At 29.1% G+C, this 24,971-nt stretch carries 24 protein-coding genes and 1 riboswitch; of the genes, 9 read left to right on the forward strand and 15 right to left on the reverse strand.

The features are described from left to right. Positions 1 to 41: 41 nt before the first annotated feature. The 3 genes from ACRC8M_RS11485 to ACRC8M_RS11495 all read right to left on the reverse strand — a co-directional run bounded on the left by ACRC8M_RS11485 (position 42) and on the right by ACRC8M_RS11495 (position 3,830). Positions 42 to 992 carry a hypothetical protein gene (locus tag ACRC8M_RS11485; protein WP_438529257.1) on the reverse strand — a complete coding sequence of 317 codons (951 nt, stop codon included), beginning with the start codon at positions 990 to 992 and terminating at the stop codon, positions 42 to 44. After that, on the reverse strand, positions 979 to 1,839 hold the full coding sequence (locus tag ACRC8M_RS11490) for an ABC transporter substrate-binding protein (protein ID WP_438529258.1): 861 nt from the start codon (positions 1,837 to 1,839) through the stop codon (positions 979 to 981). Before ACRC8M_RS11490 ends, ACRC8M_RS11485 begins: the two co-directional genes overlap by 14 nt. An 89-nt stretch (positions 1,840 to 1,928) precedes the next feature. Further along, on the reverse strand, positions 1,929 to 3,830 hold the full coding sequence (locus ACRC8M_RS11495) for a TonB-dependent receptor (protein ID WP_438529259.1): 1,902 nt from the start codon (positions 3,828 to 3,830) through the stop codon (positions 1,929 to 1,931). Between the two features lie 26 nt (positions 3,831 to 3,856). Next, positions 3,857 to 4,025, reverse strand: a riboswitch (cobalamin riboswitch). 118 nt (positions 4,026 to 4,143) lie between these two features. On the opposite strand from ACRC8M_RS11495, the gene ACRC8M_RS11500 reads away from it, so the two are divergent. Next, complete coding sequence (locus tag ACRC8M_RS11500) at positions 4,144 to 4,620, forward strand: methylated-DNA--[protein]-cysteine S-methyltransferase (RefSeq protein ID WP_438529260.1); 477 nt, start codon at positions 4,144 to 4,146, stop codon at positions 4,618 to 4,620. A gap of 15 nt (positions 4,621 to 4,635) precedes the next feature. Here ACRC8M_RS11500 and putP read toward each other — a convergent pair whose 3' ends face one another. The 4 genes from putP to ACRC8M_RS11520 all read right to left on the reverse strand — a co-directional run bounded on the left by putP (position 4,636) and on the right by ACRC8M_RS11520 (position 7,926). After that, on the reverse strand, positions 4,636 to 6,069 hold the full coding sequence (gene putP / locus ACRC8M_RS11505) for a sodium/proline symporter PutP (protein ID WP_438529261.1): 1,434 nt from the start codon (positions 6,067 to 6,069) through the stop codon (positions 4,636 to 4,638). 322 nt (positions 6,070 to 6,391) lie between these two features. Then, on the reverse strand, positions 6,392 to 6,685 hold the full coding sequence (locus ACRC8M_RS11510) for a rhodanese-like domain-containing protein (protein ID WP_438529262.1): 294 nt from the start codon (positions 6,683 to 6,685) through the stop codon (positions 6,392 to 6,394). A gap of 9 nt (positions 6,686 to 6,694) precedes the next feature. Next, a complete protein-coding gene (locus ACRC8M_RS11515) occupies positions 6,695 to 7,198 on the reverse strand; it encodes a flavodoxin (protein ID WP_438529263.1) in 504 nt (167 codons plus the stop codon). Positions 7,199 to 7,200: 2 nt separating this feature from the next. Then, on the reverse strand, positions 7,201 to 7,926 hold the full coding sequence (locus tag ACRC8M_RS11520; protein ID WP_438529264.1) for a tRNA threonylcarbamoyladenosine dehydratase: 726 nt from the start codon (positions 7,924 to 7,926) through the stop codon (positions 7,201 to 7,203). Between the two features lie 167 nt (positions 7,927 to 8,093). Here ACRC8M_RS11520 and htpG point away from each other — a divergent pair, with 167 nt between their 5' ends. Then, a complete protein-coding gene (htpG, locus tag ACRC8M_RS11525) occupies positions 8,094 to 9,911 on the forward strand; it encodes a molecular chaperone HtpG (RefSeq protein ID WP_438529265.1) in 1,818 nt (605 codons plus the stop codon). A gap of 28 nt (positions 9,912 to 9,939) precedes the next feature. Here htpG and ACRC8M_RS11530 read toward each other — a convergent pair whose 3' ends face one another. From ACRC8M_RS11530 to ACRC8M_RS11540, 3 genes are read right to left on the reverse strand one after another with little or no spacing between them, the layout of a single operon-like run. Continuing rightward, entirely contained in the window at positions 9,940 to 11,826 is a 1,887-nt protein-coding gene (locus ACRC8M_RS11530) for a fructose-1,6-bisphosphatase (RefSeq protein WP_438529266.1), read from the reverse strand. Position 11,827: 1 nt separating this feature from the next. Next, positions 11,828 to 14,398: a pyruvate, phosphate dikinase gene (ppdK, locus tag ACRC8M_RS11535; protein ID WP_438529267.1), complete on the reverse strand. Its 2,571-nt coding sequence runs from the start codon at positions 14,396 to 14,398 to the stop codon at positions 11,828 to 11,830. Between the two features lie 39 nt (positions 14,399 to 14,437). Further along, entirely contained in the window at positions 14,438 to 15,073 is a 636-nt protein-coding gene (locus ACRC8M_RS11540; protein ID WP_240219547.1) for a helix-turn-helix transcriptional regulator, read from the reverse strand. A 206-nt stretch (positions 15,074 to 15,279) separates the two neighbouring features. Between ACRC8M_RS11540 and ACRC8M_RS11545 the strand changes: the two genes are divergently transcribed. Genes ACRC8M_RS11545 through ACRC8M_RS11560 form a run of 4 tightly spaced genes read left to right on the forward strand, consistent with a single transcriptional unit; the run spans position 15,280 to position 18,758 of the window. After that, on the forward strand, positions 15,280 to 16,401 hold the full coding sequence (locus ACRC8M_RS11545) for an aminotransferase class I/II-fold pyridoxal phosphate-dependent enzyme (RefSeq protein ID WP_438529268.1): 1,122 nt from the start codon (positions 15,280 to 15,282) through the stop codon (positions 16,399 to 16,401). After that, on the forward strand, positions 16,379 to 16,984 hold the full coding sequence (locus ACRC8M_RS11550) for a pimeloyl-ACP methyl esterase BioG family protein (RefSeq protein ID WP_438529269.1): 606 nt from the start codon (positions 16,379 to 16,381) through the stop codon (positions 16,982 to 16,984). Before ACRC8M_RS11545 ends, ACRC8M_RS11550 begins: the two co-directional genes overlap by 23 nt. Further along, complete coding sequence (locus ACRC8M_RS11555) at positions 16,974 to 17,630, forward strand: methyltransferase domain-containing protein (protein WP_438529314.1); 657 nt, start codon at positions 16,974 to 16,976, stop codon at positions 17,628 to 17,630. Before ACRC8M_RS11550 ends, ACRC8M_RS11555 begins: the two co-directional genes overlap by 11 nt. Positions 17,631 to 17,648: 18 nt before the next feature. Further along, the gene (locus tag ACRC8M_RS11560; protein WP_438529270.1) at positions 17,649 to 18,758 is read left to right on the forward strand and encodes a pyridoxal-phosphate-dependent aminotransferase family protein; all 1,110 of its coding nucleotides are present in this window, start codon (positions 17,649 to 17,651) and stop codon (positions 18,756 to 18,758) included. A gap of 25 nt (positions 18,759 to 18,783) precedes the next feature. Here ACRC8M_RS11560 and recR read toward each other — a convergent pair whose 3' ends face one another. Genes recR through accD form a run of 5 tightly spaced genes read right to left on the reverse strand, consistent with a single transcriptional unit; the run spans position 18,784 to position 22,585 of the window. Next, positions 18,784 to 19,377 (reverse strand): recombination mediator RecR, encoded by a 594-nt coding sequence (gene recR / locus ACRC8M_RS11565; RefSeq protein ID WP_438529271.1) that lies wholly within the window; start codon positions 19,375 to 19,377, stop codon positions 18,784 to 18,786. A 12-nt stretch (positions 19,378 to 19,389) separates the two neighbouring features. Then, the gene (locus ACRC8M_RS11570) at positions 19,390 to 19,710 is read right to left on the reverse strand and encodes a DUF496 family protein (RefSeq protein ID WP_240219541.1); all 321 of its coding nucleotides are present in this window, start codon (positions 19,708 to 19,710) and stop codon (positions 19,390 to 19,392) included. 14 nt (positions 19,711 to 19,724) lie between these two features. Then, a complete protein-coding gene (gene pfkA / locus ACRC8M_RS11575; RefSeq protein WP_438529272.1) occupies positions 19,725 to 20,690 on the reverse strand; it encodes a 6-phosphofructokinase in 966 nt (321 codons plus the stop codon). A gap of 33 nt (positions 20,691 to 20,723) precedes the next feature. Then, on the reverse strand, positions 20,724 to 21,674 hold the full coding sequence (locus ACRC8M_RS11580) for an acetyl-CoA carboxylase carboxyltransferase subunit alpha (protein ID WP_438529273.1): 951 nt from the start codon (positions 21,672 to 21,674) through the stop codon (positions 20,724 to 20,726). 26 nt (positions 21,675 to 21,700) lie between these two features. Next, complete coding sequence (accD, locus tag ACRC8M_RS11585) at positions 21,701 to 22,585, reverse strand: acetyl-CoA carboxylase, carboxyltransferase subunit beta (protein WP_438529274.1); 885 nt, start codon at positions 22,583 to 22,585, stop codon at positions 21,701 to 21,703. A gap of 129 nt (positions 22,586 to 22,714) precedes the next feature. On the opposite strand from accD, the gene ACRC8M_RS11590 reads away from it, so the two are divergent. Genes ACRC8M_RS11590 through citC form a run of 3 tightly spaced genes read left to right on the forward strand, consistent with a single transcriptional unit; the run spans position 22,715 to position 24,970 of the window. Next, complete coding sequence (locus ACRC8M_RS11590; RefSeq protein ID WP_438529275.1) at positions 22,715 to 23,395, forward strand: chorismate mutase; 681 nt, start codon at positions 22,715 to 22,717, stop codon at positions 23,393 to 23,395. A gap of 25 nt (positions 23,396 to 23,420) precedes the next feature. After that, complete coding sequence (locus ACRC8M_RS11595) at positions 23,421 to 23,939, forward strand: hypothetical protein (RefSeq protein ID WP_438529276.1); 519 nt, start codon at positions 23,421 to 23,423, stop codon at positions 23,937 to 23,939. After that, positions 23,936 to 24,970, forward strand: a complete 1,035-nt coding sequence (gene citC / locus ACRC8M_RS11600) for a [citrate (pro-3S)-lyase] ligase (RefSeq protein WP_438529277.1) — start codon at positions 23,936 to 23,938, stop codon at positions 24,968 to 24,970. The genes ACRC8M_RS11595 and citC overlap by 4 nt, the downstream gene beginning before the upstream one ends. Position 24,971 lies beyond the last annotated feature (1 nt).

The following is a 24,971-nucleotide window of genomic DNA, read 5'->3' on the forward strand; positions in this document are numbered from 1 at the left end:
TTATAATATAAAGTATATCATATTTTTTATCTTTTAAGAATTTATTTTATATAATTTAATTGTTCTTTTATAATCTCTTCTAAACAATCAAGAGATGAAAAATTTAACTCTAAATTTATATATTTTAGATTTGGTAATTCATTGAATATTGACTTTAAATCTCCTTTATAAACTTTGTGTGGATCAAGATTTTTCATATGTTCCAATTCAATTTTAAATTTTCCATTTCTATCTCCATTTGACCACTCTTCTATTTCTTTAGAAAAATCTTTATCTAAATAATTTTTAAAATCAATCCCATTCACATGAACACCATAAACAAATCTATTTAACTTACCTAAATTTTTTATTTTTTTTATAATATATTGATCTGCCTCTTGAAAGTTATTTATATTTCTTTCTGTACATATTATATGAGATAAATCTAATAGAAACCCTTTATTTTCATACTTTACCCTTTCAAAAAAATATTTTGTTAGCTGATAATCTTTTAAAGTTAATCCTGGCCACGGTAAATTTTCAAAAAGAAGTAACGGTCCATCCCCTTTAAAAACTTCATTCACTATTTTTAAAGTTTCATCTAATACCTCTATAGATGTATAATCAAAATCAAATGTAAATATATGCTTAGGTCTTACATGTGAAACATGAAAAACTAAATATTTTGCTTCTATTTTTTTTGCATCTTCAAATTGCTTTTTAAAAGTTTTTAATAGAATCTCTTTTTTAAAAGAACGATAATAATTCAATATTCCTTCGTCGTTATAAAAATCCTCTCTAACTTTTTCTTGATCCTCTTTCCAAAATTCTAGCCAAGTTGGATAATATAATAGGTGTACTCCTTTTACGGGATATTTTTTATAACTTTCTAGGGGTAAATGATCCCCAATTATTGTTTCTATTCCTGTAACTCCTTCATTTTTTAATGTTTCATACACTTTAAAAAAATTTTCTTCCTCTTTACTTTTTGGAATAAAACTAAAACTTATCATTTAAAAGCACTTCCTTTATCTGTTTTAAAGATTTTAAAACTCTTGTAGATGGCCTATTAATCCCCTCATCTACAAAATATATTTTTCTATTTTTTACAGCATCTATCTCCTGCCATTCAGGTCTATTTTTTATATCCTCTACAATCTCTTTCCTGTCCTCTCCCACAAATATAAACTCAGGATTTCTTTCAATAATAGATTCTAGAGTTGGTGAAATCCATCCATCTTTATCTTCAAATATATTTTTTCCACCAGCATTCTCTATAACATCATTTAAAAATGTTTTTCCTCCTGTTGTATATATGGGGTCATTTAAAATTTCAAAATAGACTCGCTTTTGAATTTTATTTTGTGAAATTAATTTTTCTAACTCTTTCACATAACTCTCTTTTAAATTATCACTCTTTTCTTTCTCATTTAAAATATTTCCAATCTCATCTATTGAATTTTTAACTTCTTCTAAAGAGTTTGGAGTTTTCATCACATAGATTGGAATTCCAACCTCATCAAAAACCTTTAAACTCTCTTTTCCTTTAGATAGATTATGTTGTGATGTTATAACTAAATCTGGCATCAACTCCATTATTTTCTCTTCGTTTAGTCTGTCTGTATTTAAAATCCCTTTACCCTCCAACTCTTTGGAGATTTTTTCAGAGTATACATCTACTCCAGCTAAAATATTAACTAATCCCATATCTATTATTATCTCTGTATTTGATGGAACTGTTGAAATCACTCTTTCTACTTTTTCAGGAATCACAACCTCTCTTCCAACACCATCTGTAAATAATTTTGAATACCCTATTGTAAATATAGCTATATTTAGTATAAATATTTTTCTTAACATTTCCCCACCTCTTTTGTAAAAATATATTTCAATTATAACATATATGTAAAAAATGCTCTTCTCATATCTTGAAAAGAGCATTCTTTTTATTAAAAAGTATATTTAAATCCAATGTAATAATTTCTTTCCTGTGCTGGGTAATAATATCTTTCCGAATCTACTCCCCCTACATAATCATAATATTTCTCATTAAATAGATTGTTGATTCCTGCATTTATAACTAACCCATCTTGGAAATCATACCCAATAGATAATCCTGATAATATATAATCATCTACCTTTTTACCTATATTTTCTTCATCTCCATTTGCAAAAGCTTTTCCATAATACTCCCACGAATTATTAAAACTTAATTTTTCATTAAATTTATAATTAAAGTTTAAAACTCCCTTTATATTCGGAATACCTGGAATATCTTTCCCCTCTTTAAACTCTGTTTTCATATAAGTTACTGATTCTGAAATTGTCAACTTATTAAAATAATGCTCTAATGAAAACTCTATACCTTTTCTTTTTGTTGTTCCCTCAAAGTTTTTATTAAAATAACTGTATGAATCAAAATATATCTCATTCTTAGTTTCTATGTAAAATACTGATGTTGAAACATATGTATTACCCACAAAATCTTTTATTCCTATTTCATAAGTTTCAGTTCTCTGTGGCACAAATTCATAGTTTTTTTCCATGTAACTTGGATTTAACTCATCTGTATTAGGTGTTCTAAATACTTTTGTATAACTTATATATGTCGAACCTGAATCAGAATATAAATAGCTACCTGTCAATTCTACTGCATCTTCATTAAACTTCTTTCTAGAAAACTCTTTACCTTTGTATTCGACATTTTGCCTTCTATACCCTTGAGTAAATCTAAATTTATCAATTGTGTAACTATTTATTAAAAACCCACCTAAAGAGTTTTTTTCAACTTTCGAATCACCAGAAGAGGAATAATTTTTTGTTTCCCCATCATACACATCTCCACCAAATACAATATAGCTTTCATCCAGATATGAATATTTTAACTGCGGTTTCAAATATAAAATTTCTGTTTTATAATCAGCTGTTCCTTTACCATAAGGACTTATGCTTTTATTTCTATACGAATCTTTTGTATATGTTCCCAATAATTTAAACTCTAAATCTGAGTTTATATTATAAATATAATCTCCCACAAAATTATTCTTTTCTGTTTTTCCATCATATATTCTCCAAGACTCACTTGATGATTGTTCTCTATCATCATTAACCTCATCCTTAGTTAATGACCCAGGGGCTTTAAATTCATTCTTTGAATAGTTATATTTAAATTTTAACTCTCCATCATTTAATTTGTATCTACTTCTAATTCCAAAGCTTTCTAAATCATCTTTAGAATAATCTCTATATCCATCTTTTTCTCTTTTTAAGTAATCTACTTCAACTAAAAGTTTTTCTCCTATTTTAGTACCATAAGTAACTTGTTGTTTTTTTAATCCATAAGACCCTATTTCACTGTTCAAACTTCCATAGTTTTTCTTGTCTTCTGGCACTTTAGTTACAATATTTATTGTTCCACCAACTGCTCCATCTCCATATAAAACTGCTCCTCCTGAAGGTATTACCTCAATTCTTTCAATGCTATCTACAGGTATATTGCTTGTTTGATATCCTGATAAATCAATTGAATTGATTGGTGCTCCATCAACTAATACTATAACATTTGATTTTGCCGTAGCACCTTGACCTCTTATGTCAAATGCTGCATCTGCTCCACCCATCTCTTTTACAATAACACTTGATACTAACTTTAAAGCTTCTGCTACTGTTTTAGCTCCCCTTTGTGTTATCTCTTCCCCTGTCAATACAGTTACATTTTTAGGTATATCCGCTATTGTAGTTTCTGTATTTTCACTTGTTATAACACTTTCCTCTAATTTCACAACCCTTTCTTGTCCCATTGCTAAACTAGATGCAAGAACCAATCCTGCAATATAAAATCTTTTTTTCATTTAATTTAATCCTCCCATTCTGTCACTCGCAGTTTATTTTTATGGCAGGTATCCTGACTCAACTTCTTCCTCCAATAGTCCTTCCCAGTTTCCCAGTGGTTTATCTATTTTTGTCCATTTTACAGTGGCGTGACCGTTTAAGTTTTTCACTTAATTCCCTTTTAATTTATAAAAACCATAACGCTTTATTATACTACATTTAATTCATTTTTAAAAGTTTTAAACAATAAACGTACAAAATATATTTTAAATTAACCTTGATTTATTTATATTTTTTAAGTACAATTTAGATAAAAATTTTTAAGGAGAGTTTATGAAAAATATTATTCCAGGTTATTTTTATATTTTTGATACTCCATTGGGCTTACTTAAAATTGAAGAATTAAATAATGAAATTATTAAAATCGAACTTAACAAACCCACTTCAAATAGAACTTTTAAACTAACTGATTCTTTAAATCAAGCTTCAAAAGAGATTTTTGAATTTTTAAATGGACAACGTAAAGAATTTACTTTTAAAATAAACCCCATAGGAACAGTATTTCAAAAAGCTGTCTGGAAAGCTCTTCTTGAAATTCCATACGGCGAAGTTAAAACATATAAGGATATTGCTATCACTATTGGTAATCCTAAAGCATGTAGAGCTGTTGGATTGGCAAATAATAAAAATCCGATTCCAATAGTTATACCTTGCCATAGAGTAATCGGCTCTAATGGTAAGCTAACTGGGTATGCCTATGGCTTATCTTTAAAAGCTCACTTACTTAATTTAGAAAAAGGTGCAAAATAATTTTGCACCTTTTTTTTAAGCTTTAACTATATTTTTAAAAACTACTTTTTCTGCTATGTAAACTGTGATTAAATTACTGAAAAATCCTGGTAGTAACTCATACATATAACTATCTAATCCCAAAACCTTCCATATTAAAAATACAAACATCCCCACTAAAATTCCTGTCAAAACACTTTTACTATTTACATTTTTAAAATAAAGTACTGATATTATAGCTGGTCCAAATATTGTTCCAAATCCTCCCCATGCATAAGCTACTAATGACAATACTTTAGCATTTTGATTTAAAGCAAATAATAAAGCCAATAAAGCTATTACAACAACGCATACTCTTCCAACCCACATAACCTCTTTATCAGAAACATCTTTTTTCATATATTTATAAAAATCTTCTGTTAAAGTAGTTGATGAAACTAATAGCTGTGAATCTATCGTTGACATTATTGCTGATAATATTGCAGCTAATAAAATTCCTGCTACCCAAGGATTAAATAACTCTTTTATCATATATATAAATATTTTCTCAGCATCTCCTCCTAACTCTGCAACATTTTTAAAAAGAGGTATTCCTAAAAGTCCAATTGCTATTGCACCTATTAAAGATATAACTACCCATATCATAGCTATCTTTCTAGATTTTTTCAACTCTTTTACGTCACTTATACTCATAAATCTAACTAAAATATGAGGTTGTCCGAAATATCCTAGCCCCCAAGCTAAAGAAGATAATATTCCCAATATCCCTATATTTTCTCCATTTTGTTTAAATATATTTAATGAAATTCCTTTCAATTCAATTCCTTGCCTAACTGTTTCTATATCTCCAATTTTATAATACGCTACTAATGGAACAGCTATTATAGCAAAAAACATCAACCCACCTTGAAAAAAATCTGTCCAACACGAAGCTAAATATCCTCCCATGAATGTATATACAACTATTGTTATTGCACCTATTACTACAGCAACTTTATAATCAATACCTAGTATTGATTCAAATAGTTTACCCGCTGCAACCAATCCAGATGATGAATAAATTGTAAAGAAAAACAGTGTACCCACAGCTAGAACTTTTCTTATCGTTCCCTTATCATCTTTTAATTTTTTCTCTAAAAAAGTTGGTAAAGTCAATGTATCCTCTATTTCAGTTTCAACTCTAAGCTTTGGAGCTATAAATTTCCAATTTAAATACGTTCCTACTGTTAAACCTATAACAACCCAAATTTGTCCAAATCCTGAAAGATATACTGCACCTGGTAATCCCATCAGCAACCACCCGCTCATATCACTAGCTTGTGCTGATAGTGCCGTTACCCAGCTACCCACTCCTCTACCACCTATTAAATAGTCCTCAGAACTGGAGGTCTTTCCATAAAAATAAACTCCTACTCCTATTAAAAATAATAAATATGCTCCAAATGTAATAAACGTTTCTATTCCTATCATTTTATACTCCTCCCAAATTTTTAATAAAAATAAAAGAGGGCCACTCAAGTACAGTTTTGTACCTAAGTGACCCTCATCAAAAGAATCCTATAAAAAATAATCTTTCATTCAAAGTTATTTCCCCTTAGATACAGATCCAAAATCGTAACACAAAATGGATCTGTATCTAAACATAAACTAATGCTTAAAACACAAATCCCTATCTAGGGGGGATGGGTTGTCTATTTACATTGTTTGAAATAACTTGATCTTTTTTCATTAGAACTCTCCTTTAATTTTTTATTTTCATTATGGTAACATATGAAAATAATTTTGTCAAATTTTATTTCCAAGTTAATATTCCCTCTTGTGAATTAAAAACTTTTGTGAATCCCTCTTCTAATAAAATTAAAGCTGCTGTTTTAGAACGAATTCCACTTCTACAAAAAGTTATATACGTCTTATTCTTGTCCAGTTCAACAACTCTTTCCTCTAATTCATGAAGTGGAATATTTAAACTATCTCTCACTGACTTTTCCCAGTATTCCTCTTCTGTTCGAACATCTAAAAGTACTGTGTTCTCTTGCACTAGCAATTCTTTTACTTCAATTTGATTTAATGTTTGATATTTTTTCATAATTTTTCCTTAATTAAAAAGAGGTTTAATCTCTTCTATCCAAGCTTTTATTCTATCTGGTGTTTCATTATCTTGATTGCTTTCATCTAGAGCAAGACCAACAAATCTATCATCTACAACTGATTCAGTTTCTTCATAGCTATATCCTTCTGTTGAAGTGAATCCTACCACTTTAGCACCTTTAGCTGTAACTGCATCGTATAATTTTCTCATTGATCCAACATATGATTCACCAAATGCAAATTGATTTCCTACACCTACTATTCCTACTACCTTATTAGTAAAATCTAAACTTTTTAATTTATCGTATACATTTTCCCAATCTTTTTGTAACTCTCCAACTCCATAAGTTGGTGAAACTAAAATTAGATTTTCAATACTCTCCATCTCATCAATTCCATTTGCTACATCAAAAACCTCGTATTCCTCTCCTCTTAAGTAAAACTCTATCTCATCAACTATTCCAGCTGTTATTCCTGATGTTGTTCCATAAAAAACTCCTATTTTTTTCATAATTAATTTCCTCCTAAATTTTTCAAACTAGTTATATCTTTTATAACTTCACTTGCTATTATAAGACCTGCTACAGATGGTACAAAAGATATACTTCCTACATTACTTTGCTTCTCTCTATTATTCTCTAGATTCTTCGGTTTCATCGGTAACTCTTTTGAAAATAGTACCTTTACCTTTTGAATTCTTCTCTTTTTTAATTCTACCCTCATAACTTTTGCTAATGGACAAACAGATGTTTTTGATATATCTGCAATCTCTAACATTGTTGGATTTATTTTATTTCCAGTTCCCATTGATGATATAATTGGAATTTTTAATTCCTTTGCTATCATTATTAAATCTAATTTTGCTGTAACTATATCTATTGCATCAACAATATAACTATATTTTTTATCTTCTGAAAAGAATATATCTCTTTTGTCTTTAAAAAATTTTTCTTTATAGGCATTTATCTTTATATTTGGATTTATTGATAACGCTCTTTCTTTTATAACCTCAACCTTATCTCTACCAACAGTATCTTGAGTAGCGATTATTTGTCTGTTAAGATTTGTTATATCAACTGTATCAAAATCAACAACTGTCAACTCTCCAATACCAGCTCTAACTAAAGCTTCTACTACAAATCCACCTACTCCTCCCACTCCAAATACAAGCACATGGGAACTGTTTAACTTATTTAAGTTTTCTGTACCTATCAACAACTCTGTTCTTTGAAAAATCATCTATATACCAACCTTTTTATATTCTTTACTAATTACATAAAGATTATATACTAAAGAATTATAAATTACAAGTTTTTCTTTAGAAACTCTTGACATTTTTTCTAACTTTATGATATATATTTTATTAGCCACGATATATGTGGAGTGCTATTTTTAAGGAGGATACAATGAAAAAAGAAACAAAAGTATTTCAAGCTGAAACTAAAGAACTTTTAAACCTTATGGTACACTCTATTTACACTCATAAGGAAATTTTTTTAAGAGAACTAATCTCAAATGCTAGTGATGCCACTGATAAGTTAAAATTCAAGGCTCTTACAGATACCCATATCTTGAATTCTTCTGAAGAACTTTGTATAACTATTACTCCTAATGAAGAATTAAGAACTCTAACTATCACTGATCATGGAATAGGTATGACTTTTGAAGAAGTTGTAGAGAATATTGGTACTATTGCTAAATCTGGGTCAAAAGCATTTTTAGCTTCACTAGAAGAAGCTAAAAAGAATAACGACTTAAATATAATTGGACAATTTGGAGTTGGTTTTTATTCTGCATTTATGGTTGCTGATAAAATTGTATTAGAAACTAAATCACCTTACTCCGATAAAGGTGTTAGATGGACATCTACAGGGGAAGGAAGTTATGAAATTGAAGAGATTGATAAAACAGAAAGAGGAACTTCGATTACCTTATATTTAAAAGACAACAATGAAGACAAAGAGTTTTTAAACGAATATAAAATTAAAGGTCTTGTAAAAAAATACTCTGATTATGTTAAATACCCAATAATGTTAAAAGACGAAAGAATCAACTCAACTAAACCTATTTGGAAAACACCTAAAGATGAGTTAAAAGATGAAGATTATAACGAATTTTATAAATCTACTTACCACGATTGGCAAGATCCTCTTTTCCATTTTAACTTTAATGTTCAAGGAAATCTAGAGTATAATGCTATCTTATTTATACCACAAGTTCCACCATATGATCTTTATACAAGAGAATATAAGAGAGGACTTCAACTATATACTAAAAACGTTTTTATAATGGATAAATGCGAAGAACTAATTCCTCAATATTTTAATTTTATAAAAGGATTAGTCGATACAGACGATTTATCTCTTAATATATCGAGAGAAATCTTACAAAAAACTCAACAACTAAAAGCTATATCTAAAAATTTAGAGAAAAAAATTATAAGTGAATTTGAAAAATTAATGACTAATGACAGAGATAAATATATCAAATTCTGGGAAGTTTTTGGAAGACATATTAAATTTGGTGTTCATGAAAACTTTGGACTAAATAAAGATAAATTAGAAAATCTTCTTCTTTTCAAAAGTTCTAAAGATTTAGAGTACACATCTCTTAAAGAGTATGTTGAAAGAATGAAAGAGGACCAAAATGACATCTACTATGCAGTTGGAGAAAACCTAGATATTCTTCAAAAAATGCCTAAAGTTTTAAATGTTATCAATAAAGGTTTTGAAGTTTTATATCTTACAGAGGGAGCAGATGAATTTGCTTTAAAAACCCTAAATACTTTCAAAGAAAAAACATTTAAATCAGTTAATGAGGTGACTTTTGAAACCGAGGAAGAGAAGGAAGAGATTAAAAAACTTTCTGAAATAAATAAATCACTTCTTGATAAAATAAAAGAAACATTAAAAGAAAAAGTTGTTGAAATCAAATTAAATCCTGAACTTGGAGATAGCTCTATTTCTTTGTCATCTAAAGGAGAGGTTTCTTTAGAAATGGAAAAACTTTTATCTCAAATTCCAGGTAATGAAGGTGTTAAAGCTGAAAAAGTTTTAGAAATAAATCCAAATCATCCATTATTTAATAAACTTCAAAATGCTTCAGAAGCTGAACTAAAAGATTTATCAGATATCCTTTACAATCAAGGATTATTAATAGAGGGATTTACCCTTGAAAATCCACTAGATTTTGTTACAAAATTAAATAATATTCTAAGTAAGTAAATAAGGAAGGGATAACCCCTTCCTTATTTTATACACTTTTTATTATTCCCATTTTATAGCAATACAATAACTTTTTTAGCTCTTTAACTTGGCTCTCTAAATCTTTTCCTATATCTGTATCTCTTACTTTTAATCTCTCTTTTTTACTGTCTACAATCTCAGTTGTAGATTGAAAATCTAAACATTTTTCTACAGAATCTCCAATATTTTCAAAAGGCTTATGACAAACTAGTCTTTTTCCATGGGAATTAAAAATTAAAGTATATCCTGCTATTCCTGTTGTAAATTGATAAGCTTTTGAAAAACCACCATCTATAAGTATCAACTTACCTTGGGCTCTTATTGGTGTTTCACCCTTTCTTACCTTGACTGGAACATGACCATTTATTATATGAGAATACTTATCTAATATTCCAAACTCTTTTAATATTCTATCAGCAACCTCTTTATTTTCAGAAAATTCATAATAATAGTCATAATTTTCTTTATGACTCTCTTTATCTAAGAAGAAATATCTTTCAAAAGTTCTCATTTTATCTTTTCCAAAAAGTGGCGAATCTTTCCCGCACCAAAGATACCATATAAAATCTTTACCTTGAATGTTATTTTCATCATAGTATCCCTCTCTACAAAGTTGGTCACATCTTTCAAATAATCTTTTTCCTGAATATTTTTTTCCAAAAATATCTACCTCTCTAAATCCGCCTTTTTCATCTAATGGCATGCATCCATGAAATAATAGATTTGAGTTCCTTTTTAAATAGACACTACCTTTTTCTAATAAAAATTTTATATGTTCCTGAAGTTTTTCACTATTTTTAAAACTTCTCATCAATCCTTCTACCACTTCTTTTTCTCTTTCATTTAAACTGTAAAGATTATCTCTATCTAATGTTAAATATGAGTTATCTAAATTATGAAGTAAAAGTCTATCTGCCATATTAAATGTTGGATTTCTTTTTATTACTTCTCCCTCTAACTTAAATTGAATAATTGAAATAGCTTTATGCATTTTAGAGAGTAACTCTTCATCACTACTTTTATCTTTTGTTTTTGGTTTAAACTGACTACACGAATCATCACCATAAAACTCCAGAGCTAAAGTTGCTAAGGGTAATAAGTTTATTCCATATCCATCTTCTAATATCTCTCTATTAGAGTATCTCAAGCATATTCTAATAGCATTTGCTATGCAAGCCCCATGTCCACAAGCTGCACCTACCCACAATATATCATGATTTCCCCATTGAATATCCACATTATGGTACTTCATAAGTTTATCCATTATTTTATGTGGATATGGTCCTCTATCATAAATATCTCCTACTATGTGTAATGTATCTACAACTAGTCTTTGAATAAGCATACTTACATTTATTATAAACTCCTTACCTCTTCCAATATCTATTATCGTATTTATAATACCTTCTACGTAATCCTTTTTATTTTTCTCTTCAGCACGCTCATATAAAAGCTCTTGAATGATATAGGAAAACTCTTTTGTCATAGCCTTTCCTACTTTTGATCTTGTATACTTAGAGGAAACTACTTTTAAAACTTCTAATATTCTTGGTATAGTTCTTTTATACCACTCTTCCATATCTACACCTAAAGATTGAATAAGTTCTATTTTTTCTTTAGGATAGTATATCACTGTTGCCAATTGATTTTTTTCCTTTTCCAGTAAATTTATAAATATATTTTCTATTTTTTCTTTAATTACACCTGAACAATTTTTTAAAACATGATTAAAAGCTTCATATTCCCCATGTATATCACTTATAAAATGTTCTGTTCCCTTTGGTAAAGATAAAATTGCTTCTAAATTTATTATCTCTGTGGCTGTTTCAGCAATTGTTGGAAAATTTTTAGCTAAAAGTTTCAAGTATTTTAATTCTTCCTCTTTTATATTCATATCAACTCATCCTTTTTAGTATGGCACTTTGTGCTGATGCAACTATTGCAATTGGAACTCTAAATGGTGAACAACTAACATAATTAAATCCCAACTCATTGAAATACTCAATACTTTTAGGATCCCCCCCGTGCTCTCCACAAACTCCTATTTTTATATTTGGTTTCACACCTTGACCTAACTCTTTAGCTAAAACTATTAATTTACCAACTCCACGTGTATCTATTGATTGGAATGGATCTCTTTTCATTATATTTTTAGCTTTGTAGTGATCTATGAACTTTATAGAATCATCTCTTGAGATTCCATATGTTGTTTGAGTTAGATCATTCGTTCCAAATGAGAAAAATGCACTCTCTTCAGCAATTTCATTAGCTATTAGGCAAGCTCTTGGTAGTTCCATCATAGTACCCAATTTATAATCTATCTTTTCATTTTTTTCATCAAAAACTTTTTCAATCTCTTTTAAAATTCCATCTTTTATATATTTAAACTCACTGATACCTCCAATAAAAGGTATCATTATCTCTATTTCACAACTTCCCCCCTCTCCTTTACACTCAATAGCTGACTCTATTATAGCTCTTGCTTGCATCTCATAAATCTCAGGGAAAGTAATTGCTAATCTACATCCTCTGTGTCCTAACATTGGATTTTCTTCTTTTAACTCTTTTATTCTACTTTCAATCTCTTTTGGACATTTTTCTAATAACACTGCTAGTTTTTGTATATCTTTCTCTGTTTTAGGTAAAAACTCGTGAAATGGTGGATCTAAAAGTCTTACATTCATAGGTAATCCACCTAGTTTATGTAACATCTTTTTAAAATCAATTTTCTGAAGTTCCAAAAGTTTTTCTAAAGCTTTATCTCTATCCTCTTTTGTATTAGCAATTATCATCTCTCTAACACTCCATATTTTTTCATCTTCAAAAAACATATGTTCTGTTCTACAAAGCCCTATTCCCTCAGCCCCAAAACCTTTTCCAACTATTACATCTGTTGGAGTATCTGCATTCATTCTAACTTCTAAAGTTTTAATCTCTTTACACCACTCTAAAAACTCTTTTAACTCTTCACTAAGCTCTCCCATTTTTAGTTTTATGGCACCTCTATAAATATCTCCATTGTATCCATTTATAGAGATAATCTCTCCCTCTTGAACTCTCTCTCCGTTTATAGTAAAGAACTCTTCGCTAGAATCTATTTTTATCTCTTCACATCCTGTTACACAACATTTTCCCATCCCTCTAGCTACTACAGCTCCATGAGATGTTGCTCCTCCTTTAACAGTTACAATTCCTTTAGCTAAACTCATACCTTTGATATCTTCTGGGGAAGTTTCCACCCTCACTAAAATTACAGATTCTCCTTCTTTTATTTTGTCTGTGGAAAGAACTACTTTTCCCACGGCTACTCCTGCTGAACCTGGTAATCCTTTCCCTAGAAACTTTTTTCCAACTATATCAACCTCCTCAAATGTCCCATTAAAAACTTGAGGTAATAATTCTGTATCGACCATTAATATAGCTTTTTCTTTAGTTATTATATTTTCATTTACCATATCTACAGCTATTTTTATAGATGCATTTGGACTTCTTTTTCCATTTCTTGTTTGAAGTATAAATAGTTTTCCATCCTCTATGGTAAACTCAATATCTTGCATATCTCCATAGTGCTTTTCCAATGATTTTGCAATACTTAAAAACTCTTCATAAATATTTGGAAGTTGGTTTTTCATTGTTTCGATAGAGTGCGGTGTTCTTATTCCTGCTACAATATCTTCTCCTTGAGCCTCTAATAAATACTCTCCAAATAGTTCATTTTCTCCTGTTGATGGATTTCTTGTAAAAGCTACTCCTGTTCCTGATAACTCATTAAAATTACCAAATACCATTTCTTGAACTACAACAGCTGTCCCCATACTTTCATCTATATTATTTAGTTGTCTATATATTTTTGCTCTTTCATTATTCCAAGATTTAAAAATAGATTCAATTGCCATTAAAATTTGTTCCTCTGGATTCTCTGGAAAAAACTCACCTGTTTCAATCCAATATAATCCTTTAAAAGCTTCAACTACTTCCCTATAAGTTTTCTCTTTAGAATATTCTTTAACTTTTATAAACTTTTCTCTTGAAACTCCTTTTACAATTTCTGCAAACATCTCTATAAATCTCAAATATATTTCATATACAAATTTTTCATTTTTAGTTTTCTCAATTAATTTTTTAACAGTATTATCATTTAATCCTAAGTTAAGAATGGTATCCATCATTCCTGGCATAGATATTGGTGCACCTGATCTCACTGAAACTAGTAAAGGATTTTCTCCCTCAAACTCCTTACCTGTCTCTATTTCTAATTTTTTTATTCCCTCTTTTATATCTTTTATCATATCTACTGATAAACAATTCTCATTCTTAAAATAATTCTTACAAGCTACTGTTGTTGCTATTAACCCATTTGGAATAGGCAGTCCTATCTTTTTCATTTCTACTAGGTTGGCTCCCTTTCCACCTAATATCATTTTTTCTAAACCATACCCTTCATTAAATAAGTAAATATTTTTCATTTTCTCTCTCCTGAACTTTCTAATTTATTTTAATTAAAATTATTCACTTTTTTCTTTATTCTTATTTTCTAATATATCAAGTAGTAATTTACTGACATTTGTTTTAGTAAATCTCCCAACTACTTTATATATCTCCTTTCCATTCTTCTCTGTTATTCTAACAACAGGTACTGAGTCTATTTGGTGCTCAATTATTTTTTTCACACAATCCTCTATCGTCTCATCCTCTGTAGAGAATACTATGTTAGGCATTCTTGTCATTATAAGATTTATAGGTATTTGCTCAATATCTCTTTTCCCAATAGCGATTCTAAGCAAATCTTTTCTTGAAACAATACCTGAAAGATTCCCATCCTTTGTTATAAATATTGTTCCTATATCTTTTTCAAACATAAGAAGTACTGTTTTATAAACTGAATAGCTTTCATCTATCGTTATTGGCATTCCCATTATATGTTTTACTAATGTTTTATTATTTGATTCTACAAAAGCTTCATTATAGGTATATCCTACTTTTTGCTTTGATTTTATTATTGACATTTTCTTTAAAATTGAAAAATCTGTTCTAAGAGCTGATCTAGTAATGTATATCATTTTAGCTATCTCATCCCCTGTTATAGGCCCATTTTTTTTAATTATCTCTACAATCTCTCTTTGTCTTTCTGTTAACTGCATATTAACTCCTTTTTTTAAGTGTGCAATTTATTTTAAAAAATAACTTTATTTTATTAGGTTAATATTAGCATCTATATATAAAAAATGCAACTTTTATTAAAAAGTGCACATTTGTTTTTAAAGTATATATGTACATATAATATTTACTTCTTCTTTCTAATGGCTTTTTTTTATCTTTTTAGGTATAATATTTTTGGTGATTAACTATGTTAAAGGAAAAAATAAAAAAAGAATTAGAAAACTTTAAAGATGAAAATCGTTTTAGAAAATTAACTACATTAAACCGAGATTTTTTAAATCTTTCATCTAATGATTATATGGGATTTGGTAGTAATACACTTTTAATTGAAGAGTTTTATAAAAAATATCCAAATCTAGCACTTTCTTCTAGCTCTTCTAGATTAATTAGTGGATCATATCCTTTGGTTATGAAATTAGAGGAATTAGCTGAAACTATATATAAAAAACCTGTTATATTTTTTAATAGTGGATTTGATTGCAACTGCTGTGTGATAGAAACATTTTGTAATGAAAATACTTTAGTCATTAGTGATAGACTAAATCATGCAAGTATTCATGATGGCATATTGCATAGTAATGCAACTTTATTAAGGTACAGACATCTAGACCTTAACCATTTAAAAAAAATTTTAGAAAAAAATATAGATAAATTTGAAAATATTTTTGTTATTTCAGAAACTATCTATAGTATGGATGGGGACTGTGTCCATCTTAAAGAACTTGTTAAATTAAAAAAGGAGTTCAAGTTTTACTTAATTATTGATGAGGCTCACTCTTTTGGAGTTTACTCCTATGGAATGGCATATAGTGATAACTTGATTAAAGATATCGATTTTCTTACCATTCCACTTGGGAAAGGTGGTGGATCCACTGGTTCATATTTAATTTGTGATCAACTATATAAGGATTATATTATTAATAAAGGAAGAAAGTTTATTTATACTACAGCCCTTCCACCTGTTAATATTGCTTGGAATCTATTTCTTCTAGAAAAAATGGAATTATTTGAAGAACAACGTCGGCACCTTCTCAATCTACAAGAACTAGCCCATTTTCTAATAAAAAAATATAATATGAATACTCTATCTACAACTCATATTATATCTATAATTATTGGAGATAATGAAAGGTTAGATAAGATTACTAGTTATTTAAAAGAAAAGAAATATTTTGTTTATGGAGTAAAAGAACCTACAGTTCCTAAAGGAACATCTAGAATTAGAATTGGTTTATCTCCTAGTTTATCGAAAAATAATATCATTGATTTTTTTCAGGAGTTAAATTATGCACTTAGTACTTTTTTTTAATGGATGGGGAATGAATAGTAACATTATAGAAAACCTTATTTGTGATAACTATATTGAAGTTCACTGTCTTAACTATCCCTATATTGTTAATAATATCGATTTCTCTAAATATAAAAAAATTTGTGTTATCGGTTGGTCTTTTGGTGTTTATTATGCTTCTAGATTTTTATTAGAACATAAGGAATTAAACTGTTCATCCATAGCTATAAATGGTGTTCCATACATTATTGGAAAATATGGGATATCACTGAAGATGTTTAAACTAACTCTAGAAACTCTTTCACTGGATAACTTAAAAAAATTTTATATCAATATGGAGCTCCCTTTAGAGTATTTTTATAAAACTCCAAATTTGGATAAACTAAAAATAGAGTTAGAAAATATCCTTTATAATCCTCTAGAAAGCCATCATACTTTCAATAAAATTTTTCTTGGAAAATATGATCGAATCATTCCATACTCAAAGCAGTTAAAATTTTATGAAAAAGAGGCTAGCACTATCACTACTCTTGAGTGTGGTCACTATCCTTTTGACATTCTCAAAAAATGGAGGGATATCATTGGTGAAGAAGATGAATTTTAATAAACAGTTTAAAAATTATGATCATAATGCGGTTACTCAGAAAAAAGTAGCTAAAAAACTTTTAACATTTATTGATAAATCTAAAAAATATGATACTATTTTAGAGTTAGGATGTGGTACTGGAATTTTCACTAAAACTCTCTTAGAAACATTAAATTTCAACTATTTAGATTTAAATGATATCTTTAATACTCAAGATTTTTTCTCAAATATATCATACCGAGATTTTTTTATCGAAAATATGGAAACACTAACATTAAAAAAATATTCTTTAATTGTTTCTAGTTCTGCCTTTCAGTGGGTCGAGAATTTAGAAAACCTTATTTATAAAATCTCTAAAAATACTTCACAATTAGTTTTCTCTATCTATTCAAAAGGAAATCTAATTGAAATTTTTAACCATTTTGGAGTATCTTTAGATTATAAAAGCACTGAAGAGATTTATCAAATTTTAAAAAAATACTATACTTTTGTGGAATTTCAAGAAGAGAAGTTTACTCTAGAGTTTCCTACTCCTCTGAAAGCTTTAAAACATTTAAAAGAAACTGGAGTTACTGGTTTTTCAAGCTCCAGTTATTCTTTAACCAAAAGTTTTAAATCTACAATATTAACATATAAAGTAAGTTATTTTTCTTGTAAAAACTAAAATCAAGGAGGATTTAAAATGTTATTTTACAGACCTAACTACCTAATGATGACCGCTGGGCCTACTACTGTTTCAGGCAATACTTTACATGCAAGAAGTAAGGTATTCGGAAACCCCGATCTCGATCCTGACTTTCTAAGTTATTATAAATTTGTTTGTCATAGACTTAGAAATTTTATTGGATCAGACCATTCTAAAATTCTTATAATGAGTGGAGAAGGAATGCTTGGACTAGATGCTGCTTGTGCTTCTCTTACTGAAAAAGGAGATAGAGTTCTCGTTATTTCTAATGGTTTTTTTGGAGAAGGTTTCAAAGAACTTATTGTGCCTTATGGAGGAGAGGTTACTCTATTTGAATCAAGTTGGAAAAAATCTATCGATTTAGAAAATCTTAAAGATTTTTTAGAAAAAGACTCTGATTTTAAATATGCTACAGTAATACATTGTGATACTCCTAGTGGACTTCTTAATGATATTGGTCCTGTATGCCAACTTCTAAAATCTAAAGGTATTTTGACTGTCGTTGATACAGTTGCAGCTCTTGGAGGAGTAGATTTTAAAATGGATGAATGGAGTGTTGATATTCTGTTATCAGCATCTCAAAAGGTTTTTTCCGCTGCCCCTGGTCTAACTATTGTTGCTGTTAGTGATGACGCTTGGCATGCAATGGAAAATAGAACAACCCCTATTCCATCATTTTACTGTAATTTACTTCATTGGAAAAATATAGAGGAAAACAAGTCTTTTCCTTATACTATGCCTGCTAGTGATATTATTAGTTTAGGAACTGCTATTGATAATCTATTATCTGAAACTTTATTTAGAGTATTTGATAGACACGAAGAGATGAGAGATCTTTGTATTGAAAGACTTAAAGAGTTAGGTTGTTCATTATATTTAGAATCAAATTTCTCACCTACAGTTACAGCATTTTATCCTCCTGAAGGAATAAGAGCAGAAGATCTGTTAGTTCATTTAAAAACTAAGTATAATATCTTACTTTCTGGTTCTTATGGTCCTTTAGCTGGAAAAGTCATTAGAATAGGACACATGGGAGAAAATGCTCGTGAAGACAGAGTTAGATTTACTCTTGATTGTTTAGAAAAAGCTATCATAGATTTAAAATAAAAAAAGTCGGATTAATCCGACTTTTTTATATCTCTTGTCTTCCATCTAAAGCTCTTGATATAGTTGCTACATCAGCAAATTCTATATTTCCACCCATTGGAATTCCACTAGCTATTTTTGTTACTTTTACGTCAAATGTCTTTAAAAGTTTTGTTAGATATAAAGCTGTTGTCTCTCCCTCTAAATCTGGATTCAAAGCAAGTATAACCTCTTGAATATCTTCTTTTGCTACTCTTTCTAATAATGATTTTAGATTTAGTTTATCTGGGGTCATTCCGTTTAATGGATCTATTTTACCGTTTAAAACGTGATAACTCCCTTTATATCTCTTTGTTTTTTCTAGAGGAATTATATCTCTACTATCCTCTACAACACAGATAATATTCTTATCTCTAAATTCATCTCTACATATATCGCAAGTATCATTTTCACTAAAATTACCACAGATTGTACATTTTTTTACAGTTTCCTTTACATCTTTTAAAGCTTTAGAAAATCTTTCAACTTCTTGATCTGACATCTCTAAAACATGAAATGCTAATCTTACTGCACTTTTCCTTCCAATTCCAGGTAATCTATTGAATTCATCTATCAATATCTCTAATGACTTAGTTGCCATTTAAACTCCTTATTACTTTTTTTCTATTGGAGCTTTTTGAGCTAATGTTCTTGTAATCTCTTTTATGCTTTTAGAAATTTCTCTTCTTTCTTTTCCTAACTCAGCATTTTTGATTATATAGTCATCAACTCTATCCTCATAATCACCTTTCATGTTTTCAATTATATCAATAATTTCAGCATAACTCATTCCAGGCTTTAGGTACTCCTTTAAATTTGTTAAAAGATCAACTCTTTTTCTGTTATCTCTTACTTTTCTATCATTATCTTCAATTTCTCTTTTAATCTTATTTTTTCTTCTTTCTTTTCTAACAACATCTAAAACTGTAATCATATTCTCATCAGCTCCTATTTACAAAGTGTTAATGCTAATTCATAATCTTTTCTAATATCATATTTTCTTTTACCTTCCCAAGCAAACGATATTGGATGAGTTATTAATTCATTACTTTCAATTCCTACCATAACTCCACCCTCTCCTGCTTCAAGAAGTTCAACTGCTTTTGCTCCCATCTTAGTTGCTAAGACCCTGTCAAACCCTGATGGTGTTCCACCTCTTTGAACATGAGCTAGAACTATACTTCTTACTTCTGTTGTTACTTTTTCTTTCAATTGCTTTTCAATTTCAAAAACGCTTCCAACACCTTCAGCTACTAGAACTATATCATGTAACTTTCCTTGTCTTCTTCTCTCTTTAATTTGATAAGCTAACATCTCAATTGGTTCCTCTATTTCAGGAATTAGAACTCCATCTCCTCCACCTGCTAATGTAGCATGAAGAGCTAGATCTCCTGCATGTCTTCCCATTACTTCCATCAAAATCGTTCTTTCATGTGAAGTTGCTGTATCTCTTAATTTTGACATAGCATCTAATATTGTATTTAAACATGTGTCAAAACCTATTGTATAATCTGTTCCTATTATATCATTGTCAATTGTTCCAGGTAATCCTACAACCTTAAATCCGTGCTCTTTAGATAGTAAATCAGCACCTCTATAAGATCCATCTCCTCCTACAACTACAATCCCTTCAATTCCTCTTTTCTTTAAATTCTCAGCAGCTATTGCTCTAAATTTTGGGTCCTTAAACTCTAAACATCTAGCTGTTAAAAGAACTGTTCCACCTCTATCAATAATTCCTGATACATGACTTCCATTCATTTGGAATATCTCATCATGAACCATCCCTAGATATCCTCTTCTTATTCCGTATACTTCCATCCCTTTTGCTAAGGCTACTTTAGCTACCGCTCTTACTGCAGCGTTCATTCCAGGAGCGTCTCCTCCACTTGTTAAAACAGCTATTTTTTTCATAAGCTTAACACCTCCGACACTTTCTATTAAAATTTAGATTGTTTTCTCTGTAAAACTTCCCATTTTTCTAAACTTATTATATCTATTTTTTAGTAAAGTATCTACATCTAATTTAGATAACTCTAAAAGTGATGATAAAATAACACTTTTTAGATCATTTGCTGCACACTTATAGTTCCTATGAGCCCCTCCTAGAGGCTCTTTAACTATACCATCAATTATACCTAAACTCTGTAAACTATGACCTGATATTTTTAAGTTATTTGCTGCTTCTGGGGCTTTAGAAGAATCTTTATAAAGAATTGCCGCACATCCTTCTGGAGATATTACAGAGTAAACTGAATTTTCTAACATATAAACTTTATCTGCTACTCCTAATGCTAAAGCACCTCCTGATCCTCCTTCACCTATTACAACAGAAATTATTGGTACTTTTAAGCCTGCCATTTCCAATAAGTTTCTAGCAATAGCTTCTCCTTGCCCATGTTTCTCTGCTTCTATTCCAGGATATGCTCCTGCTGTATCTATTAAATTCACTATAGGAATTGAGAATCTTTCAGCCAGTTTAAATAATCTTAAAGCTTTTCTATACCCTTCAGGACTTGCCATTCCAAAATTTCTAAAAATATTCTCTTCAATAGTTCTTCCTTTTTGATGCCCAACAATCATGACTTTTTTCCCATCTATTTTGCAAAGACCTCCAACTATTGCAGCATCATCTTTGCATAATCTATCTCCGTGCAACTCTATAAAATCAGTTGTCATATTTTCTATATAATCTAGAGTATATGGTCTTTCTGGATGACGTGCTATAGCTACTCTATCCCAATCAGTTAAATCTTCATAGGCAGCTTTTAAATACTCATCTCTTTGTTTTGAAAGTTTTTCTATCTCTAAGCTCAAATCTATATTTTTTTCTTTTGAAAAATTTTTAAGTTCTACTATTTTAGTTTCTAAATCTAAAATTTCACTATTAAATTTCATGTCACTCTCCTATAACTAAATGATTTTTAGATTACATTATCTAAAATTTTATGAAGAGTTCTCTTCATATCCTCTCTCTTTGTTATCACATCAATCATTCCACACTCTTGTAAAAACTCACTTCTTTGGAATCCGTTTGGTAACTTTTGTTTTATTGTCTGCTCAATTACTCTTTGTCCTGCAAATCCTATTAAAGCATCTGGTTCTGTCATAATTATATCTCCTAACATTGCAAAAGAAGCTGTTACTCCCCCTGTTGTAGGATTTACTGGAATCGAAACAAACGGAACTCCTACTTCCCTTAACTTTTCTAGTGCAGCTGAAGTTTTTGCCATTTGCATAAGTGAAAGTATCCCTTCGTGCATTCTAGCTCCTCCAGATGAAGACACTATAACTACTGGAACTTTAAATTTTATTCCTCTTTCTATCGCTCTTGTTATTTTCTCTCCTACAACAGATCCCATACTTCCGCCTAAGAAATCAAAATCCATAACCGCTATACTTACTTTTATTCCAAAAATATCTCCAATTCCTGCTACAACACCCTCTAACATTCCTGTTTTTTCTACTGCTGCCTCGTATTTTTCTGTATACCCTGGAAAATCTAGTGGATTTTCTGAAGTTAAATTTTTATCCATCTCTTGGAAAGTACTCTCATCTATTAAAAGAGAGATTCTCTCTCTGGCACTCATTGAAAAATAATAATCACAGTGCGGACATTTTTGTAAATTTTGTTCAATATCATTTTTATAAACAATTTCATGACACTCTGGACATTTTTCCCAAAGTCCTGTTATTTTTGTTTTTTTTATTATTTTTTCTTCTTTTTCTTCAACTTTTTTATTCTCTGATTTATTTTCTTTAACAGTTAAAGTCGCATACTTTTTTTTATTCAAAGAAAAAAACTTCATATTTTCCTCCTGAAACTTCTATTTATTTTTAAACATTTCAATATCTCATTCTATAAGATTTTTCATTATATTTCAATAATTATTTGATTTTGACACCTTTATATTATAGAATATGTATTGATAATGTTCATGAAATGGGTGATTAAAATTACACGTGATATTAATAAATTAAGAGAAGAAATAGACACAATCGATAAAAAAATTGTAGAGTTAATTTTAAACAGAATGGATATTGTTCACCAAGTTGGTGTAACAAAATCAAAAGACAACAGCCGTATATATGTTCCTGAAAGAGAGGTCGCTATCTATAAAAAATTAAGTGAATTTTCAGGGCTCGCTCCTAACCAAATTCAAAGTTTTTACACTGAAATTATATCTTTTTGTAGAAAACTTGAAGGCGTACTTAATGTAGGTATAAAATACAACGCTTTATCCCTAATTGGAGTTAAAAAAATTTTTGGCGAATACGTTAATCCAATTGTTATTAATCAGTTTGAAGAGCTAGATTTAGACTCTGTTAAATATATTTTAACTCCATTTTCCAAAGAGATTATAGATTTTATAAAAAAAAATAATTGGTATCTTATTAATAAAGTTAATTTAAATGAAGAGATTTTATACTTATTCTCCTCTTATAATAACTCTATTTTTAAAGACAATGATATCACTTATATTTTACACAATGATATAATTTCTAAAGAATATATAGAAATTGAACAAAATCTTTTTATAAATTTAATTTTATTTAAAAACTTAAAAGATTTTGAAAATTTAAATACTATAATTTTAGGTACTATACCAAGCATATAATTTAATTTTAAAGGGGGAAGTTACAATGTTAAAAAAACTTACAGCTTTATCTCTTATCTTTTTCTTAAGTGGATGTAATAATCTTTCAATACCAAATTCTATGGAGAATACTGAAAATACTGAGCGAATGACTACTTCTATTGATTCTGAAAATGAAGTAATTGGAATTGGTTCTTCAAAAATTGGAAGTAGTGGTACACTTGTTGCAACTGGAAAAGCTGTTCGTGAAGCTAAAGAAAAATTAAAATCTAAAATTTTAGCTGAAGAAGAGATAGTTTTTAAATCTTTCCTAGTTCCTGCTGATCCTTATACTAAAAAAATATTATCTCCTGCTTTATCTGACTTAATGGATTATACTGCTACTCAACTTGTACAAAAATCTATTGAAAAAGATACTTGGATGGAAAATAATAAAGTTTATGTAGTGTACAGTCTTTCAAAAAATGAAATCTTAGCTGAATCTCAAAATATATTTATTCAATATATCGATGATATAACAAGTAAATTCCAACTTATTAAAGAGGGGGTAACACAAGCACAATGAATATAGAAACACTTAATTTAAATAGCAACTATCAAAAAAACGAACTTAAAGAGTTCTTAAAAAAGTTTCAACTAAATTTTGATGAAACTATTGATTACTCTTTAGTTATTAGAAAAAATGAGGAGATTGTTGCAACAGCCTCTAAAAGTAAAAATATAATAAAATGCTTTGCTATAGATGACTCTTTAAGAGGAGAAGGTGTTACAAACACTCTTGTTACAACACTTCTTAATAAATCTTTTGATCAAGGGATTTTTCATACTTTTGTTTTTACAAAACCTTCAAATGAAGATATTTTTAAAGGTGTTGGATTTAAACCAATTTCAAAAACTGATAAAGTAGCTCTTCTTGAAATCGGAATGAATTCTATCGATAAAACTATTGATAAAATAAAATCACAATTAAATTGGAAGGAAAATACTGATAATGGACTTTTGATAATGAATTGTAATCCCTTCACTTTAGGTCATCAATTTCTTATTGAGACTGCTGCTAACAAAATGGATAATATTTTAGTTTTAGTTGTTGAAGAGGATAAATCTTCTTTTCCATTTTTAGACAGAATTGCTCTAGTAAAAAAAGGAACTGAGCATTTAAAAAATGTAACTGTTTTACCTAGTACAGAGTATGTTATATCTTCAGCTACATTTCCTAATTACTTTTTAAGAAAAGAGGATGATTCTTTAGTTGAATTTATGAAATTAGATACTAAAATAACTGCTGAATACTTTTGCAAAAAACTTCATATTTCAACTAGATTTGTTGGTGAAGAACCGTTTTGTGAAATAACTAAAAAATACAATGATACTATGATTGAAACTTTTAAGGAATTTAATTTAAAAGTTTGTATTATTCCAAGAAAAGAGATGGAACATTGTGCTATAAGTGCCTCACAAGTTCGTGCTCTTTTAAAAGAGGACAAATTGGATGAAGTTAAAAATTTAGTTCCATATTCTACTTACGAATACTTAATTTCAGAAAAAGGGAAGGAGATTACAGAGAGAATCAAAAATTCTAACTCTGTTCACTAAT

Source organism: Cetobacterium sp., from assembly GCF_051653945.1.
In the GTDB taxonomy this organism is placed as follows: Bacteria; Fusobacteriota; Fusobacteriia; order Fusobacteriales; family Fusobacteriaceae; genus Cetobacterium_A.

Bases quoted from the DNA above. Each gene is read 5' to 3' on its own strand.
- ACRC8M_RS11485 (WP_438529257.1), bottom strand. From the start codon at position 992: ATGATAAGTTTTAGTTTTATTCCAAAAAGTAAAGAGGAAGAAAATTTT.
- ACRC8M_RS11490 (WP_438529258.1), bottom strand. From the start codon at position 1,839: ATGTTAAGAAAAATATTTATACTAAATATAGCTATATTTACAATAGGG.
- ACRC8M_RS11495 (WP_438529259.1), bottom strand. From the start codon at position 3,830: ATGAAAAAAAGATTTTATATTGCAGGATTGGTTCTTGCATCTAGTTTA.
- ACRC8M_RS11500 (WP_438529260.1), top strand. From the start codon at position 4,144: ATGAAAAATATTATTCCAGGTTATTTTTATATTTTTGATACTCCATTG.
- putP (WP_438529261.1), bottom strand. From the start codon at position 6,069: ATGATAGGAATAGAAACGTTTATTACATTTGGAGCATATTTATTATTT.
- ACRC8M_RS11510 (WP_438529262.1), bottom strand. From the start codon at position 6,685: ATGAAAAAATATCAAACATTAAATCAAATTGAAGTAAAAGAATTGCTA.
- ACRC8M_RS11515 (WP_438529263.1), bottom strand. From the start codon at position 7,198: ATGAAAAAAATAGGAGTTTTTTATGGAACAACATCAGGAATAACAGCT.
- ACRC8M_RS11520 (WP_438529264.1), bottom strand. From the start codon at position 7,926: ATGATTTTTCAAAGAACAGAGTTGTTGATAGGTACAGAAAACTTAAAT.
- htpG (WP_438529265.1), top strand. From the start codon at position 8,094: ATGAAAAAAGAAACAAAAGTATTTCAAGCTGAAACTAAAGAACTTTTA.
- ACRC8M_RS11530 (WP_438529266.1), bottom strand. From the start codon at position 11,826: ATGAATATAAAAGAGGAAGAATTAAAATACTTGAAACTTTTAGCTAAA.
- ppdK (WP_438529267.1), bottom strand. From the start codon at position 14,398: ATGAAAAATATTTACTTATTTAATGAAGGGTATGGTTTAGAAAAAATG.
- ACRC8M_RS11540 (WP_240219547.1), bottom strand. From the start codon at position 15,073: ATGCAGTTAACAGAAAGACAAAGAGAGATTGTAGAGATAATTAAAAAA.
- ACRC8M_RS11545 (WP_438529268.1), top strand. From the start codon at position 15,280: ATGTTAAAGGAAAAAATAAAAAAAGAATTAGAAAACTTTAAAGATGAA.
- ACRC8M_RS11550 (WP_438529269.1), top strand. From the start codon at position 16,379: ATGCACTTAGTACTTTTTTTTAATGGATGGGGAATGAATAGTAACATT.
- ACRC8M_RS11555 (WP_438529314.1), top strand. From the start codon at position 16,974: ATGAATTTTAATAAACAGTTTAAAAATTATGATCATAATGCGGTTACT.
- ACRC8M_RS11560 (WP_438529270.1), top strand. From the start codon at position 17,649: ATGTTATTTTACAGACCTAACTACCTAATGATGACCGCTGGGCCTACT.
- recR (WP_438529271.1), bottom strand. From the start codon at position 19,377: ATGGCAACTAAGTCATTAGAGATATTGATAGATGAATTCAATAGATTA.
- ACRC8M_RS11570 (WP_240219541.1), bottom strand. From the start codon at position 19,710: ATGATTACAGTTTTAGATGTTGTTAGAAAAGAAAGAAGAAAAAATAAG.
- pfkA (WP_438529272.1), bottom strand. From the start codon at position 20,690: ATGAAAAAAATAGCTGTTTTAACAAGTGGAGGAGACGCTCCTGGAATG.
- ACRC8M_RS11580 (WP_438529273.1), bottom strand. From the start codon at position 21,674: ATGAAATTTAATAGTGAAATTTTAGATTTAGAAACTAAAATAGTAGAA.
- accD (WP_438529274.1), bottom strand. From the start codon at position 22,585: ATGAAGTTTTTTTCTTTGAATAAAAAAAAGTATGCGACTTTAACTGTT.
- ACRC8M_RS11590 (WP_438529275.1), top strand. From the start codon at position 22,715: ATGAAATGGGTGATTAAAATTACACGTGATATTAATAAATTAAGAGAA.
- ACRC8M_RS11595 (WP_438529276.1), top strand. From the start codon at position 23,421: ATGTTAAAAAAACTTACAGCTTTATCTCTTATCTTTTTCTTAAGTGGA.
- citC (WP_438529277.1), top strand. From the start codon at position 23,936: ATGAATATAGAAACACTTAATTTAAATAGCAACTATCAAAAAAACGAA.